Origin of the sequence: Nonomuraea helvata (assembly GCF_039535785.1) — a bacterium.
Taxonomy (GTDB): Bacteria; Actinomycetota; Actinomycetes; order Streptosporangiales; family Streptosporangiaceae; genus Nonomuraea; species Nonomuraea helvata.
In genome coordinates, this window is sequence record NZ_BAAAXV010000001.1 from 3,270,251 (window position 1) to 3,286,800 (window position 16,550).

At 67.4% G+C, this 16,550-nt stretch carries 18 protein-coding genes and 2 pseudogenes; 10 read left to right on the forward strand and 10 right to left on the reverse strand.

Going from position 1 to position 16,550, the window contains the following annotated elements; translation table 11 throughout:
* Positions 1-145: 145 nt before the first annotated feature.
* The gene (locus ABD830_RS15275) at positions 146-2,044 is read right to left on the reverse strand and encodes a tetratricopeptide repeat protein (protein ID WP_344987464.1); all 1,899 of its coding nucleotides are present in this window, start codon (positions 2,042-2,044) and stop codon (positions 146-148) included.
* A gap of 17 nt (positions 2,045-2,061) precedes the next feature.
* A complete protein-coding gene (locus tag ABD830_RS15280; RefSeq protein WP_344987465.1) occupies positions 2,062-2,286 on the reverse strand; it encodes a hypothetical protein in 225 nt (74 codons plus the stop codon).
* A 766-nt stretch (positions 2,287-3,052) separates the two neighbouring features.
* Between ABD830_RS15280 and ABD830_RS15285 the strand changes: the two genes are divergently transcribed.
* The gene (locus ABD830_RS15285; RefSeq protein ID WP_344987466.1) at positions 3,053-4,000 is read left to right on the forward strand and encodes a helix-turn-helix transcriptional regulator; all 948 of its coding nucleotides are present in this window, start codon (positions 3,053-3,055) and stop codon (positions 3,998-4,000) included.
* A 109-nt stretch (positions 4,001-4,109) separates the two neighbouring features.
* Here ABD830_RS15285 and ABD830_RS15290 read toward each other — a convergent pair whose 3' ends face one another.
* The gene (locus ABD830_RS15290) at positions 4,110-4,706 is read right to left on the reverse strand and encodes a TetR/AcrR family transcriptional regulator (RefSeq protein ID WP_344987467.1); all 597 of its coding nucleotides are present in this window, start codon (positions 4,704-4,706) and stop codon (positions 4,110-4,112) included.
* A 91-nt stretch (positions 4,707-4,797) separates the two neighbouring features.
* On the opposite strand from ABD830_RS15290, the gene ABD830_RS15295 reads away from it, so the two are divergent.
* Both ABD830_RS15295 and ABD830_RS15300 read left to right on the forward strand, forming a co-directional pair.
* Positions 4,798-5,748 carry an N-acyl homoserine lactonase family protein gene (locus tag ABD830_RS15295; protein ID WP_344987468.1) on the forward strand — a complete coding sequence of 317 codons (951 nt, stop codon included), beginning with the start codon at positions 4,798-4,800 and terminating at the stop codon, positions 5,746-5,748.
* A gap of 46 nt (positions 5,749-5,794) precedes the next feature.
* Positions 5,795-6,628 (forward strand): patatin-like phospholipase family protein, encoded by an 834-nt coding sequence (locus tag ABD830_RS15300; protein WP_344987469.1) that lies wholly within the window; start codon positions 5,795-5,797, stop codon positions 6,626-6,628.
* Between the two features lie 45 nt (positions 6,629-6,673).
* Here the strand turns inward: ABD830_RS15300 and ABD830_RS15305 are convergent, their stop codons facing one another.
* The 4 genes from ABD830_RS15305 to ABD830_RS15320 form a co-directional block, all read right to left on the reverse strand.
* Positions 6,674-7,807: an alpha/beta hydrolase family protein gene (locus ABD830_RS15305; protein ID WP_344987471.1), complete on the reverse strand. Its 1,134-nt coding sequence runs from the start codon at positions 7,805-7,807 to the stop codon at positions 6,674-6,676.
* A 2-nt stretch (positions 7,808-7,809) separates the two neighbouring features.
* A complete protein-coding gene (locus ABD830_RS15310; RefSeq protein ID WP_344987472.1) occupies positions 7,810-8,403 on the reverse strand; it encodes a TetR/AcrR family transcriptional regulator in 594 nt (197 codons plus the stop codon).
* A 550-nt stretch (positions 8,404-8,953) separates the two neighbouring features.
* Complete coding sequence (locus tag ABD830_RS15315; RefSeq protein WP_344987473.1) at positions 8,954-10,537, reverse strand: amidohydrolase family protein; 1,584 nt, start codon at positions 10,535-10,537, stop codon at positions 8,954-8,956.
* A 25-nt stretch (positions 10,538-10,562) separates the two neighbouring features.
* The gene (locus tag ABD830_RS15320; RefSeq protein WP_344987474.1) at positions 10,563-11,141 is read right to left on the reverse strand and encodes an NADPH-dependent FMN reductase; all 579 of its coding nucleotides are present in this window, start codon (positions 11,139-11,141) and stop codon (positions 10,563-10,565) included.
* Positions 11,142-11,266: 125 nt separating this feature from the next.
* On the opposite strand from ABD830_RS15320, the gene ABD830_RS15325 reads away from it, so the two are divergent.
* The 4 genes and pseudogenes from ABD830_RS15325 (at position 11,267) to ABD830_RS15340 (ending at position 12,896) form a co-directional block, all read left to right on the forward strand.
* Entirely contained in the window at positions 11,267-11,728 is a 462-nt protein-coding gene (locus ABD830_RS15325; RefSeq protein ID WP_344987475.1) for a MarR family winged helix-turn-helix transcriptional regulator, read from the forward strand.
* Between the two features lie 24 nt (positions 11,729-11,752).
* A pseudogene (locus tag ABD830_RS54205) lies at positions 11,753-11,950 on the forward strand (NUDIX domain-containing protein); the annotation flags it as partial.
* A 152-nt stretch (positions 11,951-12,102) separates the two neighbouring features.
* Positions 12,103-12,333: a hypothetical protein gene (locus ABD830_RS54210; protein WP_378520976.1), complete on the forward strand. Its 231-nt coding sequence runs from the start codon at positions 12,103-12,105 to the stop codon at positions 12,331-12,333.
* Positions 12,334-12,635: 302 nt separating this feature from the next.
* The gene (locus ABD830_RS15340; protein ID WP_344987478.1) at positions 12,636-12,896 is read left to right on the forward strand and encodes a hypothetical protein; all 261 of its coding nucleotides are present in this window, start codon (positions 12,636-12,638) and stop codon (positions 12,894-12,896) included.
* Positions 12,897-12,998: 102 nt separating this feature from the next.
* On the opposite strand, the gene ABD830_RS15345 is transcribed toward ABD830_RS15340, so the two are convergent.
* Together ABD830_RS15345 and ABD830_RS15350 are read right to left on the reverse strand one after the other, a co-directional pair.
* Positions 12,999-13,154 (reverse strand): hypothetical protein, encoded by a 156-nt coding sequence (locus ABD830_RS15345; RefSeq protein WP_344987479.1) that lies wholly within the window; start codon positions 13,152-13,154, stop codon positions 12,999-13,001.
* 24 nt (positions 13,155-13,178) lie between these two features.
* A pseudogene (locus tag ABD830_RS15350) lies at positions 13,179-13,487 on the reverse strand (isochorismatase family protein); the annotation flags it as partial.
* A gap of 315 nt (positions 13,488-13,802) precedes the next feature.
* On the opposite strand from ABD830_RS15350, the gene ABD830_RS15355 reads away from it, so the two are divergent.
* Positions 13,803-14,594, forward strand: a complete 792-nt coding sequence (locus tag ABD830_RS15355) for a trimeric intracellular cation channel family protein (protein WP_344987683.1) — start codon at positions 13,803-13,805, stop codon at positions 14,592-14,594.
* 390 nt (positions 14,595-14,984) lie between these two features.
* Here ABD830_RS15355 and ABD830_RS15360 read toward each other — a convergent pair whose 3' ends face one another.
* Positions 14,985-15,437, reverse strand: coding sequence for a hypothetical protein (locus tag ABD830_RS15360; protein ID WP_344987481.1), 453 nt, complete (start codon positions 15,435-15,437; stop codon positions 14,985-14,987).
* A gap of 85 nt (positions 15,438-15,522) precedes the next feature.
* On the opposite strand from ABD830_RS15360, the gene ABD830_RS15365 reads away from it, so the two are divergent.
* Complete coding sequence (locus ABD830_RS15365) at positions 15,523-15,771, forward strand: hypothetical protein (protein WP_344987482.1); 249 nt, start codon at positions 15,523-15,525, stop codon at positions 15,769-15,771.
* Positions 15,772-15,874: 103 nt separating this feature from the next.
* Positions 15,875-16,516: a PadR family transcriptional regulator gene (locus ABD830_RS15370; protein ID WP_344987483.1), complete on the forward strand. Its 642-nt coding sequence runs from the start codon at positions 15,875-15,877 to the stop codon at positions 16,514-16,516.
* The last annotated feature ends 34 nt before the right edge of the window (positions 16,517-16,550 follow it).

Consider the following 16,550-nt stretch of genomic DNA (forward strand, 5'->3'; position numbering starts at 1 on the left):
CGCAGGAGCGCCGGCGTCGCCACGGTGCGGTCCGAGCAAACACGGGGAGTGGCATCCTGCTTCTTTCAGCGTTCGTTGAAGTCATGCATCCACTGGAGACAGCCGTGAAGCCGCCCGCGCGGCGTCGCAACACCGGCGATCGCCGTCAAGACGCTTCTCGGACGTGAGCACCGGTTTCAGGAACGTCCGCGAGCGTGCGTGCGCAGTCATCGCGGCGGCGGGTGACAGCGGCCGTGTCGGCATTCTCGTAGAGCAGCGCACGGTCGTAGTCGTCGATCGCCTCCTGCCACCGCCCCATGAATTGGTGTATCAGCCCCCGATTGAAGTAGGCGGTAGCGTCAGGCCTGATCGACAGCGCGCGGGTGAGGTCCTTGATCGCCTGCTCGGCATGCCCCAGGTCGAACCAGGTGGAGGCACGGTTGATCAGGGCTTCGGTCATCGCAGGGCGGGCGGCGAGCGCCGCGGTGAACGCGGCCAGCGCGGCCCGGTGGTCGCGATCCCGCAGCTCAAGCAGTCCGAGCGTGCACAGCAGTCCGGGGTGGCCGGGGCTCAATGCGAGACCTCGTCGCACGTCCTGCCCGGCCTCGAGGAACCGGCCACGCGCATAGTGCAGGTTGGCACGGTTGAGTAAGGCGTCCACATAGGCGGGATCGAGCTCCAGCGCCTTGCCGTATTCTGCGACGGCCTCCTCGTCGCGACTCATCGACGCGTACGACAGAGCGGCATTGAAGTGGATCTGCGGGTACGCCGGTCCGGCGACGACGGCCAGTTCGTAGTCGCGTACGGCCTGGACATGGTCCCCGGCGGCCCGCCAGCTGTTGCCGCGTTCGAAGTAGCTCTCGGGAGACAGCGGTTCGTGCTCCAGGGCCTCGGAGAACGCCTCGGCCGCGAGAGCGTACCTGCGGGCACGGTAGTGCAGGCGCCCGACGTTCTGAAAGTACAGCGCGGCTTCACTGGAGTAGAGGTCCGGGCAGTCGCGCTTCAGGTCGCGCAGCCCCGCGCGCAGCAACCGCATGGACTTGTCCGGCCGTCCAGCACGCAGTTCGAGCAGCGCGCGCAGGTTCGTGTCGACGAAAATGGTGTTCGCGACCGGGTCCAGGCATTCGGGGACGTCGCGCAGGTGCCGCAGGCACTCCTCCAGTTGCCGTGCCCCGATCTCGTAGTCGCGCTCCTGCGGACTGTGCAGGCGAGCGTGCATCAGTGCCCTGACGTTCGCGCAGTTGAGCAGCGTGACCGGATTGGTGTTGCGCTGCTGGAGTTCGACGCAGAGCGCCTCGGCTTCCCGCAGCCGTCCCAGCATCATCAGCGAGGTGATGACCACCCGGTGCATGCGGCCTTCGACCAGGCCGTCCCGCGGCGAGTGCAGCAGGGCTGCGCGTGCCAGCCGCATGGCGATCTCGTAGAAGCCGACGACCGAGTAATAGCGGGCGGCCTCCGACAGCGCCTCGACGATGCGGCCGGGCTCCGCCGAGCTGCGTTCGAAGTGGTACGGAACCAGAGTGAGCTCCAGCGACCTGCGCCCCAGCCGCAGCAACTCGACCGCACGCTCGGCGTGGGCGTCGGGGCTGACGACGTCCGGGCCTGGGCTCGGCCCGTGCCCTTGCAGCACGATGCGGGCCTGGTCCGGGCGGATGCGCCGGATGAGGATGTCGAGGAACTCCCGCTGGAGCGGATCTGCGTGATCCACATTGATGAACACGACACGCTCCCCGTCCCGCCAACACAGCCGCAGGAACTCCACCATCGCGTGGGCCAGCCACGTTGTTCGGGTGCGGTGGTGGAGTCCCTCGTCGCGGCCGTCGGCGGTGAAAGGGATCTCGCCCGGTTCGCCGATGATCGGGGCGAGGTCGGGGGCCGCTTCGAGGACGATCGCGTGGCTGTCCGGGGCCAGGGTGACGATGGATCTGGCGAACTGCCTGATGAGGTCGGGGCACTCGCGCCGGATGCGCGGGAGCAGCAGGTTCATCAGCGCGTTGCAGCCCACGTACGGATAGATCCTGTGGGCGTGGCAGTCGACGTGCAGGGCGTCGGAAGCGAACGGCACGATCGTCCTCCTACGGCTCAGCTTGCGACGATGCAGGCGACGGAGTCGGCGGTGGCGGTGGCAGTGCTGCTGGCCGTGACCATCGCCAGGGCGGCGCGGATATCCGACTGTGCGCTGTCGGCGGTGGACACCTCCTGAGGAGTGGCGGCGTACGCTGGACTCGACGCGACGGCGCCGAGCGTGGCGGTGGCGAGAACGCCGAGAGTGCCGGCTGCGAGGCGGTGACGGACGTCTTCGAGCATGATGAAGTTCCTTCCTGGATTGAGCGGTGGTTCCGGCTTCAGATGAGGCGCCAAAGCCGCAGCCGCGGCTCGCTGCTGATCGCCTTCTGCGCGAGGTTCCTGAGCGTGGTGCGAGCCTGCGGCTCACTGTCGGCCATGAGAAATCCGAAGACCATCAGTTGGTCCTGAGCGGTCCTGACACAAAGGTGCTGGATTCCGTCATCATCGGTCGCATGCCGCCACATGAGGTCGGTGAATTGGTGGGGAGGCAGGGCGCAGGCCGCGCGGAGCGGCCCGACCCAGACAACTGCCATCATCATCGGACGCGGCCGGGCTCCTTCAGGGGCCGTCCCAGCCGAACCCGTTCACCGCGACGGCAGCCGTTCGCCGTCCGGTACTCGCTGTGCGCACATGCATGGTCATGCCCCCTTGCCGGTCATGAGGAGGAAGGGGCGGTGGGAGCGTCACGCCGCTCGCCACTGCCTGCCTTCGCAGGATGCGGCCACCGCACCGCGCTGTCACCGTGATCGGCCTGGCGTGATCCTGCCTGGCGTATTCGCGCCAGACATGCGGAGATCTTGCAACCTTCCGGAAAATGACCAAGAGGTGGCACAATTCAACACAGGGAGGATTAACGTGATGATCACGAGACTTCGCCACGTTCGGCTCCCGCCGACGTTGCACGGCTCATCAGCGGCTTCCACGACGCCAACGGGGACGTCATGATCTGGCCCCGTGAAGCCTACGCAACCTTGCGGCCGGTAACATGATGCTCGATGCACTGGGCTTGTCTACCGTTGACGAGGCCGTCTACCGAGCCATGCTGGACCATCCCCACCTCGACCTCGCCGGTCTGGCCGCCCGGGTAGGTGTCGGCACCGACGCCGTGCGCGTTGCCCTGAACCACCTCGTCGATCTCACGCTGGTGCGCGGCAGCGCCGACGGATTCCATGTCGTACGCCCCCAGGCGGCTCTGCAGGCACTCGTGGCCAAGGCCGAGGCCGAGATTCTGGCCAGACAGCAGCGCATCGAGGCCACCAGGGCCGCGGTTGCCGCCCTCGCCACCCGGTACGAGGACCACGATGAGCCGGAGACGATCCGCAGGCTCAACGGCTTGGACACGGTACGCGAGCGCCTCGCCGAACTGTCCCAAAACGCCCAAGCCGAATGCCTGTCCCTCACACCGTCCGGACCCCAGAGGCCCGAGACCATAGCCACGGAAAAGAAGCTCAACCTGCCGGCATTACGGCGCGGGGTGGTCATCCGCAACATCTACCTGGACAGTTACCGCAATGATCCCGCCACTCTGGCCCACGCCCGGTGGATGGCAGAGCACGGCGGTCAGAGCCGGACCACCGCGACCCTGCCGCTGAGGCTCGTCATCGTCGATCGCCGGATCGCCCTGGTTCCCATCGACCCCGATCGTTCCAACGCCGGGGCGCTGGAATTGGACAGCCCTGGCGTAATCATCGGTCTGATCGCGCTGTTCGAGCAGCTCTGGGTCGCGGGCACGCCGCTCGGCGAGGCGTCGCCCAGGAACGAGCACGGGCTCAACCAGCAGGAACGCGAGCTGCTGCGGCTGCTGGCCAACGGCCACACCGACGAGTCCGCAGGCCGCCAGCTGGCCATCTCCACGCGCAGCGTACAACGCATCATGACCGCCCTCACTGAGCGACTGGGCGCGACGAGCCGTTTCCAGGCCGGCGTCGAGGCACAACGGCGCGGGTGGCTGTGACCAGCTGCTACGGCACTCGGTTACATCGAGTGCTGTGCGCCTGGGATGACAGCGAGTTTCCTTCAGACCATCGAGGACACGGCAGCGGACATTACCTCTTCATGGGGCCTTAGGACGCGCGGATGGCGGCGACAACCGATCTGGTCAGCCGGGTGAGGTAGTCCCCGTCCACTGGACCGCTCGCGATCACCAGCCGGAACGTGAGCGGTGAGATCATCAGGTCGATCCCCAGCTGGAGGTCCAGCCCTGCGGGCACGTCGCCCCGCTCGATCGCGCGGCCGAGTACCTCCTCGGCGGCCGCGCGCCTGGGCCGGGAAACGACCTCACGGAGTGCGTCGCCCAGCGTCGGGCACCGGCCGGCCTCGGCGACCAGGTCCAGGGCGATCTTGTTGATCTGCGGGTCGCGCATCTGCGCCAGCGTGGTATCGAGAAAGGCGCGGACGTCCCCGTCAAGTGTCCCGGTGTCGGGCACATGGGGGATGTGCTGCCTGGCGAGGTCGCCCACCAGGTCGACCAGCATCGCCTCTTTCGAGGGCCAGCGGCGGTACAGGGCGGCCTTGCCGACCCCGGCGCGCCGGGCCACGGCCTCCATCGACATCCGCGCGTATCCCTTTTCCAGCAGTTCGTCGAACATCGCCCGCTCGATGGCCGCTGTGACGCCGGCCTGCGGAACTGCGGCTCCTGCGGGTTTCCTCTTGGGGGGCATGAGGTCCTTCCAGCGCGACGGAACAGTTGCGTTCCAGCGTAGCGAGACCTACGTTAGGACGGAACGCATCCGTTCCAACGAAGGAGCAGCAATGAAGGTCTTCCCCCTCCGCACAGGACGGACAAAGGTGCCGTTCGGGCAGTTCTACGGCGGCCTGGACGGCTACAGCATGACCGACTTCGTCACCGACAAGGAGCATTACATCTGGGTCCCCATCCACAGCTACCTGATCGAGCACCCACAGGCCGGGCCGATCCTGGTGGACACGGGCATCAGCCCGGAGCAGACCGCACACGTCGACTACTACCGTGGCTCGATCATGGAGCACGTCACGGACGTAGACGAATACGACCTGCCCGCCGACGAGACCATGACCGCGCAACTGGCGCGGCACGGCTACCGGCCGTCCGACGTGTCAACCGTGATCATTACGCACCTGCACGAGGACCACGTGGGCTCGCTCGGCCTGTTCCCCGACGCCGCCGTCCATCTCGGCAGGGCCGAGTACGACGCGCGCCACTCCAAGGTCTTCGGCCTCGTCCCGCTGGGCTTCGAACCCTCGATCGCTCCAGTGCGGCACTGGCGCCCGGTCGACTTCACCGGGGCGCAGATCGGCGGGTTCGACTCCTCGGCCGACCTGCTGGGCGACGGCCTGGTGACCCTGCTGCCCACGCCCGGGCACAGCCCCGGCAGCACCAGTGTCCTGGTCCACGCAGGCCGGTACCGTCTGCTGCTCACCGGCGACGCGCTCTACACGATTCACCACCTCGCCGTGGACCAGGTCCGCGCGATCCAGACCGGTGCGGAATCGCTGTACGTCGACTCCGTCCGCCGGATGCAATGGCTGCGCCGGCTGGTGCCCGACGTGGTCGTCCTCACCGCGCACGACCACACCCAGTACGGCAGGCGAGTGGCTGCCGAACTGGCCGAAGGAGAACTGTCGGAGGAGGCGCTGGCCTGGTGCCGGTCGTACGAGCGCACCACCTTCGACGAGCTGTACAACCTCAACCCCGCCCGCCTGCCCCACCACGACGCGGCCTGACCACCCCGCTCTCCGAGGCGCCGAGCCGCACGAGGAAGATGTGATCATGAAGGAGAGAGCTGTGGTGCTCGGCTCCGGCGGGCTTGCCTTCGCCGGCTGGCAGGCCGGCGTCCTGTACGGCCTGGCGTCCGCGGGAGTCGATCTCAGCGTGGCCGACCTCATTGTGGGCACGTCGGTGGGCTCGGTCGTCGGCGCCGCGCTCGCCTCGGAGTCGATCGCGCTCGAGGGCCTGTACGAGCGCCAGCTCGCCGGGACGGACGGAGAACTCCCAGCGCGCCTGAGCCCGTCCGGAATCTTGGCCTACGTCTGGGCGATGCTGCGCTCCCGCACTCCTGAGGAGTACGCCCGCCGGCTCGGCAGGCTCCGGCCCGCACGTGTCGACACCGGGGAGCGCGCCGCCGTGATCGCGGACCGCTTGTTGTCCCCCCAATGGCCCGTACGTCCGTTCAAGGTCGCCGCCGTGGACGCCGCCATCGGAGAGCTGTGGGCCATCGACCGCGACAGCGGCGTCCCGCTGGTCGAGGCGGTGGACGCGAGCTGCGCGATCCCAGGTGTCTGGCCGCAGGTGACCATCAACGGGCGGCGGTGGATCGACGGCGGTGTGTACTCGCCGACGAACGCCCACCTCGCGGCCGGCTACCGGCGGGTCGTTATCATCGCGCCGGTCTCGCGTGGCGGCGGCCCGCTGCGCTCCGCCCGGGCCCACGCCGACCTGCTGACACGGCAGGGCGCTCGCGTGGAGGTCATCGACCCTGACAAGGCGACCAGGGCCGCCGTCGGCGGCAACCCGCTCGACCCCGCCCGCCGGGCATCCGCCGCCCGCGCCGGGCTCGCCCAGGCGCGGGCGCACGTCGAGCGCGTCGCCGCCGTCTGGCTCTAGAAGTGTGACTGGATCGGCCGCGCCGCCGCACCAGAGAGACCGCCGCTAAGCGATCAGGACCTCGTCGAGCCAGTCGTACATGACGCCCTGTTTGAGGATGAAGTTGTCTGCCGCGCGCAAGAACGTCGTGCCATCCTCCGGGGTGAGGACGCGGTGCACGTTGGCCGGGTGCGGTGCGGTCGCCACCGCACGGTCGCACTCCGCGCGTACCGCATCACTGTCGCCTGGGTCGCTCATGCACAGCAGTGGGCAGCGCAGTTTCTCCGGCTCGGCGGTGAGTTTGGGGTAGCCCTTGCGATCCTCGCCTCCGTAGAAGACCGCGACCTGCTCGACCGCGGAGAAGGCCAGTGTGTGCTGGGAGACGTCCTTGGAGTCGTACTCCGGGCGGCTGAAGAATCCCATGACGCCGTCCGTGTCGGGGACGAACGGATCCGCCACGCACGCCGCGATCCGCTCCTCGTAGGTGGCCGCGCGTACCGCCACCCAGCCTCCGGGGCCGCCGCCGTAGAAGGCGATGCGCGAGGCGTCCACGTCGCCGCGCTCGTACAACCAGTCGACACAGGCGCCGACCCCGACCTCGGTGTCCGGGCGGAAATGGATCCCGTGGTGGGGGTTCAGCCCGATCCCTGGGAGGTCGACCAGAAGGATGTTGTAGTCGCGTTCGAGTCCGCCCGGCGCCACCCAGAAGTAGAGCTCTTCCGCGATGACGTCTCCGCCCACGAGGGTGGGGCGGGGCGTTCCGCTGGCGTCCGGGCGCAAGAAGTAGCCGGGAAGGGTCTTGCCCTCGTACGGGATCTCGATCGCCTCGATGGGCCGGGGGCTCAGCGCTGCGAACTTCCTGAACAGGGAGCGGAAGTGCTCCACCGCCGGCACGTAGCGGGGGTCGGTGGGGCGCAGAGCGTAGTGCGCGTTGTAGTGGTAGGTCATCGCCCGCAAATACGCGTTCTTGGCGGTCACCCGATGGTCCCGCGCCCGCGCCGTCTCGGCGACTGATTCGGCCTGCCGCCCCTGCTCGCTCCAGGCGCGCCACCAGCTCTCCGTGTCCTTCTCGTCGACCTTGGATGCCGCGATCAGGCATTCGCCGATCGCTGCTCCGCCGAACGTCGCGCGGTTGAATGTGTGGAGCAGGACTCCGTCGGCGAAGACGTCGTCGAAGTACAGTTTCTTCCGGTTGGGCATGCTCATTCCTTCCTCGTTCGGAGAGGGGACGCGGCTCCGCGGAGGATCGTGTCGGCGAAGCGAAGGGCGAGTTCCGGCGTGAACTCCGCGTCGGGGCGCATCAGGCCGAGCCAGCTCGGAATCGCGCAGAGCAGATCGACGAGCACCTCGACGTCGAGATCCTCGCGTAGTTCTCCCCGAGCGATGCCCTCGCGAGCGACAGCAGCCACCACTTCCTGGTGGGGACCCGCCAGCACCTGCCAGCCGATCTGCAGGAGCTCCGGCTCGCTGAGCGCGACAGCGGCCAGAACGCGTGCGACCGGCCGCTTCTCCCAGCCCGCCCACAGCTCTCGCATCAGCTCCGCAAGATCGCTCCGCATGGCGCCTGTCGTAGGCGGACGGAGGGCTTCGGCCGACTTCGCCAGTGCCGCGGCGACCAGCCCGCTCTTCCGCTTGAAGCGACGGTAGATGGTGGCGGTGCCGACCCCGGCTCGCTGAGCGATCAGCTCCAGGCTCGCGGCCTCGTAGCCCACCTCCGAGACGACCTGCAAGGTCGCATCGATGATCGCCTGGTCTGCGGTCTCCGATCGGGGACGGCCCGGCCTGCGCGTTTCCATGGTTCCTCTCAGGCGACAGTTTTGATAGTGAGTGACTCCGTATTTATATTAGGTCAAGCTTTCCGTTCCCGAAAGTCCTCGTACGCGGTCGCCCGGAGATTGTCCCCCTGATCCGCCGGCCCAGATCGCTGCCTGGCCCCGGAACGTGGGAGGGCAGCTGGAGGTGGCGCGGCAGGACGCTCCACGCCAGCGAACAATCCAGGGTCGAGACTCCTTGTCCCGCCGGCCAGCCACGGCAACTGGTCACGTCCACGGACGTGGTGTATGAATCGATCTTCGCGTGATCCTGTTTCTGCAGGTTAAGCGGTAAGTGTGGCCCCACCGGGACCTGGCTGAAAGTCCCGCTCGGCAAGCTCGCCACCCTCCTGCCAGATGGAAAGTGATCCATCGATCGGTGTAGCCGGAGCCGGCCCTGTCAACCAACGCGGTGCTCTGGTTTACGCGTACTCTGGCTACTGCGAGACGCGTCAGTGGAGGTACTGGGTGTCACTCCACGGTGCCCACCGGGATCGTCCAGGACGACGCCGGGGCGGAGGTCACATGCTCGGGCTCAGCTGTACGCGAACAGGTCCTGCCTGAAGCCCCTCGCCTTGAACAGATGGTCACGCGAAGCTTCGAGCTCCCGCCGCAGCCGGCCGAGATCCACGTCGAGCAGGCGCCCCCGCCACTTGCGGACCTTGCCGGCGACGATCACGGTCTCGACGTTGGTACGGTCCATCAGCGACACGACCGCTCCCGGCACGCTGTTGAGCGGGGCCACGTTGAGCGCGGTCGCGTCGAGAAGGAGGATGTCGGCCTGCTTGCCCGGCGTGAGCGAGCCGGTCCTGCCGTCGAGCCCCAGGTGCCTGGCGCCGTTGATGGTCGCGTAACGCAGCACGTCGCGGACGGTGAGGAGTTCGGGCGTGCCCTCGGCCGGCTTCGGCCAGTTGTTGGGCGGCACGGGGTCGCCCTGGTCCAGGACCAGCTGGTTGACGAGCATGCGCTGCATGGTCATTGCCGAGCGCATCAGCGTGAACGCGTCCGCGGCCATCGTCGTCTCGACGTCAGAGCTCAGCGAAGGCTCCATGCCGAGCTCCTGCATCTTGAGGATCGGCGGGGTGCCGTGCCGCATGACCATCTCGATGGGGAAGGCGATCGAAACCTGCGCACCGGAGTCCCTGAACACCTTCCAGGTCTCGTCGGACATGCCGGTCATGTGGATGAAGAGGTTGTCCGGCCCCAGCTTGACCCCTCCGGTGCCCTGGGCGATGGCGTCGAGTGTCGGCCGCATCCCCCACGCGCCGACCGAGTGCGCGGCGATCCTCAGGCCCAGTTCGCGGGCGATCCGCCAGGATCGGGTGTACACCTCCTGGCCGAGGTGGACCTCGCCGCCCATGATCATGGTCACCAGCTGGTCGTCCGAGGAGAACCACTGGTCCCTGATGCGGCGGGCGTCCTCCGGGTACTCGGCTCCGGCACGGCCGTCGCCCTCGAAATAGCCGAACGCGGTCCGCCGCCCCGTGTCCATCAGCGCCTTGACCGCCGCGTCGGAGTGTTCCGGGGAATGGTGGATCTGCGACACGTCGAGCGCCAAGGTGACGCCCGCGTCAAGCTGCGAGAGTCCCGCGAACAGTTCGTTGATGTACACGTCCTGCGGCCGGTAGGCCCGCGCGAACCCGTACAGGACGTGATCGGCGTAGTTCGGGTTCGCGCTTGGCGAGCCTGATTTGTCGTCCTGGAGCAGGCCATTGGCGAGAAACGCACGCTCTGCCGTCTCGAACATATGGTGGTGCGTGTCGACGAAACCCGGCATGACAATGCGCCCGCGCGCGTCGATCACGTCTGCGCCGGAGGCGGTGATGCCGGGTTTCACCTCGACGATCTTCGTGCCTTCGACCAGGACGTCGGCGACCTCGAAGTTGCCCACTTTCGGGTCCATCGACATCACCGCCCCGCCCCGGATCACGTAGCGGCGTCCCTTGCCACCGGTGTTCCTCGGTGGCGCCTGGTCACCGTCCCGGGCATCTGCCGGGGACGCGGCGAGCAGACTCGCCCCCGCCACACCGGCCGCCGCCGAGGTCTTGAGAAAATTGCGGCGCCCGGGTCGTGGATCGGCGTTCTCCCGCCGCTCCCCTTCGTTCCGCCGGTTCACCATGATGAATTCTCCTTCGTAAAGCTGGTCAGGACGCGCTGACAGTTGGGGTGGCTCGCAGGGGGGTGAGCGCGGTGCTCCAGTCGACGACCTGGCCGAGCATGGAGTCCAGCGCCTCGAGGTTGTAGTCGCCGGGCTTGAAGACGGTGAAGTCCTCGAATTCCGTCAGCAGGTGGAGGGTGACCTGCTGGCGTACGTCGGCCAGGTGAAGGTTGCCGGCGATCGTCCGCAGGTGCTCCACGGCGCGGGCACCGCCCACCATTCCGTAGGAGACGAAGCCGACCGCCTTGTTGGCCCACTCGGCGTACAGGTAGTCGATGGCGTTCTTCAGCACGCCGGGAATGCTGTGGTTGTACTCGGGCGTCACGATGACGAAGCCGTCGAAGGACGCGATGGTGCTGGCCCACTGCTTGGTGTGCTCGTTCTGGTAGTTGCCGAACGCGGGCGGGAACGGTTCGTCGAAGTAGGGCAGCGGGAAGTCGCGAAGGTCGATGAGCTCGAAGGTGGCGTCGTCACGGCGCGAGGCGTGATCCCACACCCATCGGGCCACCTGCTCACTGTTCCGATCCGGGCGCGAGCTGCCCACGATGATGCCGATCCGGGTCATGACGGTCTTCTTTCAGTTGCGCTGCGGGCCGACAAGGGAGGACGCCCCGCCGAATCGAGTTGATGTGTCTACTGGAGAGATTACGCCATCGAGTAGATATGTCAACTCACTGGTAGAGTGGCCTCATGGCGCAGCTTGGATTGACCGAACGTGAGCTCCGCGCGTGGCGGACGTCCTTCCGGATGGTGGAGTCGTTGCGGACCCGCATCGAGCAGCAGCTACAGGCCAGCAGTGGCCTGTCCAACGCCGACTACACCGTGCTCGCCCTGCTGTCCGAGGCGCCCGGCGGGCGGATGCGCTCCTACGAGCTCGGGCGGGCCGCCGGCTGGGAGAAGAGCCGCATGCACCACCAGCTCGTCCGGATGCACCGCCGGGGCCTGGTCGCCCGCGAACGGTGTGGCTCTCGCGGCATCTACTCGGTTCTCACCGAGGAGGGGCTCGCCGCGCTCAAACAGGCCGTGCCCGGGCACGCCGAAGAGGTCCGGCGCCTGTTCGTGGACCGGCTGACGCCCGACGAGCTCGATCAGTTCGCCGATTTGGCCGCCAAGATCCTCGACAACCTGGAAGCGGACGAGCAGCCCCCTTGACGCGACCCCTCTCTGTCAGACTGCATGCGTGAACGGGTCCGCGCCATCCTGGTGGAGGGCGATCACCTGCGCACCATCAAGCGGATCAAGCCAAGTCGGCAGCCCTACTGGGTACTGCCCGGCGGAGGCGTCGAGACCGACGACGCTTCCCTGGAGCAGGCGCGCCACCGTGAGCTTCACGAAGAGCTCGCCGCAAGGCCGATGTCCGAGCCCTCGTGCACATCCTCACCACCGAACTGGACCGTCAGTACTTCTTCCTGTCCCACGTTCCGCGAGGCGGTGCTGCGGGTTCGCGTGAAGGACGGTGAACAGCGGGCCTGGGAGTCGTGGGGCGGTTCCGGGCCGACGAGCGCGGCGTGGTGGACGCCGGGGTCATGGCACCGCTGGACGGCACGTACGAAGGTGCGTCCCCGACCGGCCTGCTGTGGTCGATGCGGCCGGCCGAGCCTCCCCTGGACGCTTCTTCGCCCGCCGCAAGCCGAATCCGCTGCGGATGTCGCTCACGGTGGAGACCGACGGAGCACCGCTGGCCGAGACGCGCTTCGAGCGCACCTTCACAGACCAAGACATTCTCGAACGTACCGCACCGTACGACAGCGGCCTGACGGGCACGCTCTACTCACGGGACGAGGCGGCACCCGGAGTGATCATGCTCGGCGGCTCCGACGGCGGCCGGCTCGACCACTCCGCCGCCCTGCTGGCCACGCGCGGATACACCGTACTGTCGCTCGGCTACTTCGGCGTCGAGGACCGGCCGGCCCACCTCATCCACATCGACCCTCGGTTACTTCTCCCAGGCCATCACCTGGCTCACCGGACGACCAGAAGTGAGCGGACCGCGGGTGGCGATCATCGGGCAGTCCCGTGGCGCGGAACTCGCACTCCCGGTCGGCGCACCGGATGAGCGGTGGCCGCGGTCGTCGCCGTCGCGCCGGGCAGCATACGGCACGCGGGCGTCACCGCCGACAGCCGCGCTTCAAAGGAACCGGCGTGGGACCTGAAGGGCCAGGCTCTGCCGTTCATACAGGCGAAGATGTTGGTGAGGACGTTCTTCCACTTCATGAGCGTGGGGCTGCAGCCGCCGGCCTGTACCGCGTCAAAACTCATCGCATCGGGCTCGAGCTGGAAGTTCACCGAAGTAGCGACGCGGAGCGAATCACCGACCTGAACATACGCCGACGAGACCGGCTCGGCGGCCTCCTCCACGAGTACTCACATGCCGCTTAACCTGCACGGATGGAAGTTTCGGCAGGGGCAGAGTTGGAACGCCTCAGCGGGGCGGCCCGACCATGACCTGGCCGTACGCGTCGGCGGCCTGCGCCATCACGGCTGGATCGATCTGGACGCCGTCGGGGCGCGGGGTGGCGTGGTCGCGGCCGGCGTTCTCCATCCGTCGCAGGGCGACCTCGTCTGCCTGGATGCTCATCGAGCCCCCGGCGTCGGCGACGACCTAGACCTTGTAGCCCTGCTCGAGCGCGGTCAGGGTCGGATACACGGTGCAGACGTCGTTGGTGACCCCGGCGATGACCAGGTTGCTGCGCCCGGTCGCGGCCACGGCGGCCGCGAAGGCAGGGTCGTCCATGGCGTTGACCACGCCGATGCGCTGGATCCGGGCGGCGTACTCCTGCGGGGCGACAGTGGCGATCTCGGGAGCCAGGGGGCCCTGGCCGTGGTCTTCCAACGAGGTCGTCAGGACGAGCAGGAGGTCGAGGGCCTTGGCGGCCTTGGCCAGCGCGACGGCGTTGGCCAAGCATCTTGGCGCGCCAGCGCCTCCGGGCGGACTCGATCAGATGGGAAGGCACGCTGCCAGACGCGTGAGTGGCTGACCCATCGGTGGCGCGATCGTGGTCAGTTTTTGAGCTGTGAACTGGAGGGTCCGCGGGTGCAGAGTGGGCGCCGCGTGATGGCCGCCGGCCCGCCCGGGCCGGCGGGTCCGCCCTGCCACAGAATCCAGCCCGGAAGTGGACATGAAGGCTATCTGCATGCTGCGCGGCTCCGCCGAGCCATCTACCCGAATCCCGGCCTCCAGCACAGCCGTGCAGCGGAGACCCACGAAGGAATCAAGCACGTGGCGATGAACGCGCTGACCCAGGTCGCCGGGTACTGGATGGACCTGACGGGAATCTTCGCCTTCGCGATGTCAGGGGCGTTCGTCGCCGTACGCAAGAACTTCGGCGTCTTCGGGGTGCTCCTCCTGGCCGAAGGGGCCGGTCTGGGCGGCGGCCTGTTCCGCGATCTGGTCATCGGGGTCGTTCCCGTCGCTTTCACCGACTGCGGCTACTACCTGATGCCCGTGGCCGCCGCGCTGGTCGTCTTCTTCAGTTCGCGGGTGCACCGCCACAGCGGAGTACTCGCGGTCATCGACGTGTGCGACACGGCCGCTCTGGCGCTGTTCGGCGTCACCGGGGCAGTCAAGGCGCTTGGACACGACTTCAGCTGGCCGAGCGCCGTCGCGCTCGGCGTCGCCAGCGCCGTCGGCGGCGGCATCCTGAGCAGCGTTCTGGCTATGGAGGTGCCATCTTCGCTGCGCTGGGAGCAGGATCTGTACGTGCTACCCGCCGTCACCGGCGCGGGCTCGGCGATCCTGCTCGACGCGTTCGGCGTGCTCAACGGCGTCACCGCGCCGTGCGCCGCCGTACCGGCCTTCGGCCTGGGGCTGCTGGCCACGCGCCACCGTTGGCGCACGCCCCGCGCCCGCATCTGGCGTAACCCATTCTCCGGCATGCGCCACCAGCCCGCGCAGGCCCGGACTGCATCGACGGCTGACAGCGAGAGGACGCAGTTGGCGGGTCCGTACAACGAGCGTCGCCAATGGGTTGCCACCACCTCGTCCCGTGTCCGACCGGCAAAGGTCAGGGAAGGATAAACGCCGAGGTCCTACGCGGCAGGGCGGCCCGGGTAGACCCACACAGGCCGTCGGAGGTGCCACCGACGACCGGGTGCGTGTGCCCGTTCGACCAGGGGCGTGGCCGGCTTAAGGGATTCGCCGCCTTCATGGTGACGATGCGGCTGCGGCATGGGACTGTCGCTGATGACCGGCGACGCCAGGTTCGTCCTTGCCATCAAGTCGGTCACCACCGCGCTGGCTTTGCGCCTGCCGATAATGTCATCCGCCCAGGTCATGACCTTGCAGGGCTTAGCACGGCGTGACACGATTTTCCGGCCACTAGGAAAGGGACCAAGTGCGGCTTGCAGCGCCCATAAGATCAAGACCGCGTGTTAATTATCTGCGAGCCCTAACTAACCGGCATTGCCGTTAGTGCCGGTCGCTGACGTCGCATGCCGGGGCGTACGAGCACGTGCCGAGCACGCTGGGGACCCGTTCATCCATGCAACGGCTTTCATCGAGCGATACGGGATCACCGTCGCCTTCCAGCAATTGATTCCGGAGGAACCCGGAGCGATTCACTGTTGACCGGTCCCTCGAGCACTTCTCCCCTGCCGCAGGTCCGTCCGGGGCTGCTGGTCTCCCAAGTGCTGGTGAAGATGCGGAGCGCGAGTCCGTAGAGCAGCCCCGGGGCCGCGCAACCACGCAGGGCGAGTTGCGGCCGTGTTCGGTGTCTCCGTACAGGGTGATGTAGGCGACCTCGTCGGTCAGGATGATGCGATACAGGTTCCGCAGGTCGTAGAAGCGCAGTTCGACGACGTCCAAGTGCTGCGCTGCCTCGCGCACGTACTCGGCGTTGTTGCGCACCTGCTCCAGCAGCATGCCCGGGTGGCTTTGGAGGTCTCCACCAGCACCGTTTGTAGGTCAGTGCTGACACCACCCGGACCAGGAGGGCACCCTAGTGTTGGTGGGAGTTGACACCACCCTGGCGGGCGCGCAAGCGGAGCTCGTAGAGCAGGCCAAGTGGCGGGAGCACCCCAATCGGGACACCCCCGAGCACGTCCGCGATCAGGCCGAACTGTGGGCGGGACAGGCACGCACCGAACTGGAGTGGGCGAAGAGCCTGAGCAAACGACTGTCTGAGGGCGCCTACACCATGGCCGATGATCCGGATTCGTGGCGAACGGTCCCCGATCACCTCAAGATGCGCGCCTAATCAACCTTGACTAGACGTTTCGTCCTCGTGTACTTTGGCCAAGTAGTCAAACTGGACTAGTCCCTACCAATCCGTTCGCAACACGGGAGAAGGAATCGAACCCATGGGAAAGCTCGCGATCGAGACGAGAGGGTTGAGCGGAGGTGGGCGCATGTCGGCGACGAAGCTCCTGGTACTCGGTATCGTGCACCTCTCCGGCGGCGCGCATGGCTACCAGGTGCGGTCCGAACTGCAGAGCTGGGGTGCGGAGAGTTGGGCCAAGATCAAGCCCGGCTCGATTTATCACGCGCTGAAGAAGGCGGCGGCTGATGGCCTCCTCACCGAACACGCCGAGCCGGGCAACTCCGGGCCGGAGCGCGTTCTGTACCGCGCGACAGCTCGGGGACGTGACGAGATGGTCGAACTGGTCCGCGACGGTCTGCGGCGCACCCACGACCCGGACATGCTCAACGCGTCCATCGCCATGTTGCCCATGCTGACCAGGACAGATGCCATCGCGCAGGTTAACGAGCGGGTCGCGCGCCTGGAAGCGGAGCTCGTAGTGCAGGCCGAGTGGCGGGAGCACCCCAATAGGGACGCCCCCGAGCACGTCCGCGATCAGGCCGAACTGTGGGCGGGACAGGCACGCACCGAACTGGAGTGGGCGAAGAGCCTGAGCAAACGACTGTCTGAGGGCGCCTACACCATGGCCGATGATCCGGATTCGTGGCGAACGGTCCCCGATCACCTCAAGATGCGCGTCTAATCAACTTGACTAGACGTTTCGTCCTCGTCTGCTT

What these genes read in the sequence shown, in the direction of transcription:
- ABD830_RS15280 (WP_344987465.1), bottom strand. Translation starts at nt 2,286, where the DNA reads ATGCTCGAAGACGTCCGTCACCGCCTCGCAGCCGGCACTCTCGGCGTT.
- ABD830_RS15290 (WP_344987467.1), bottom strand. Translation starts at nt 4,706, where the DNA reads ATGCCCCCCAAGAGGAAACCCGCAGGAGCCGCAGTTCCGCAGGCCGGC.
- ABD830_RS15295 (WP_344987468.1), top strand. Translation starts at nt 4,798, where the DNA reads ATGAAGGTCTTCCCCCTCCGCACAGGACGGACAAAGGTGCCGTTCGGG.
- ABD830_RS15300 (WP_344987469.1), top strand. Translation starts at nt 5,795, where the DNA reads ATGAAGGAGAGAGCTGTGGTGCTCGGCTCCGGCGGGCTTGCCTTCGCC.
- ABD830_RS15305 (WP_344987471.1), bottom strand. Translation starts at nt 7,807, where the DNA reads ATGCCCAACCGGAAGAAACTGTACTTCGACGACGTCTTCGCCGACGGA.
- ABD830_RS15310 (WP_344987472.1), bottom strand. Translation starts at nt 8,403, where the DNA reads ATGGAAACGCGCAGGCCGGGCCGTCCCCGATCGGAGACCGCAGACCAG.
- ABD830_RS15315 (WP_344987473.1), bottom strand. Translation starts at nt 10,537, where the DNA reads ATGGTGAACCGGCGGAACGAAGGGGAGCGGCGGGAGAACGCCGATCCA.
- ABD830_RS15320 (WP_344987474.1), bottom strand. Translation starts at nt 11,141, where the DNA reads ATGACCCGGATCGGCATCATCGTGGGCAGCTCGCGCCCGGATCGGAAC.
- ABD830_RS15325 (WP_344987475.1), top strand. Translation starts at nt 11,267, where the DNA reads ATGGCGCAGCTTGGATTGACCGAACGTGAGCTCCGCGCGTGGCGGACG.
- ABD830_RS54210 (WP_378520976.1), top strand. Translation starts at nt 12,103, where the DNA reads ATGGCACCGCTGGACGGCACGTACGAAGGTGCGTCCCCGACCGGCCTG.
- ABD830_RS15345 (WP_344987479.1), bottom strand. Translation starts at nt 13,154, where the DNA reads ATGAGCATCCAGGCAGACGAGGTCGCCCTGCGACGGATGGAGAACGCC.
- ABD830_RS15355 (WP_344987683.1), top strand. Translation starts at nt 13,803, where the DNA reads ATGAACGCGCTGACCCAGGTCGCCGGGTACTGGATGGACCTGACGGGA.
- ABD830_RS15360 (WP_344987481.1), bottom strand. Translation starts at nt 15,437, where the DNA reads ATGCTGCTGGAGCAGGTGCGCAACAACGCCGAGTACGTGCGCGAGGCA.
- ABD830_RS15370 (WP_344987483.1), top strand. Translation starts at nt 15,875, where the DNA reads ATGGGAAAGCTCGCGATCGAGACGAGAGGGTTGAGCGGAGGTGGGCGC.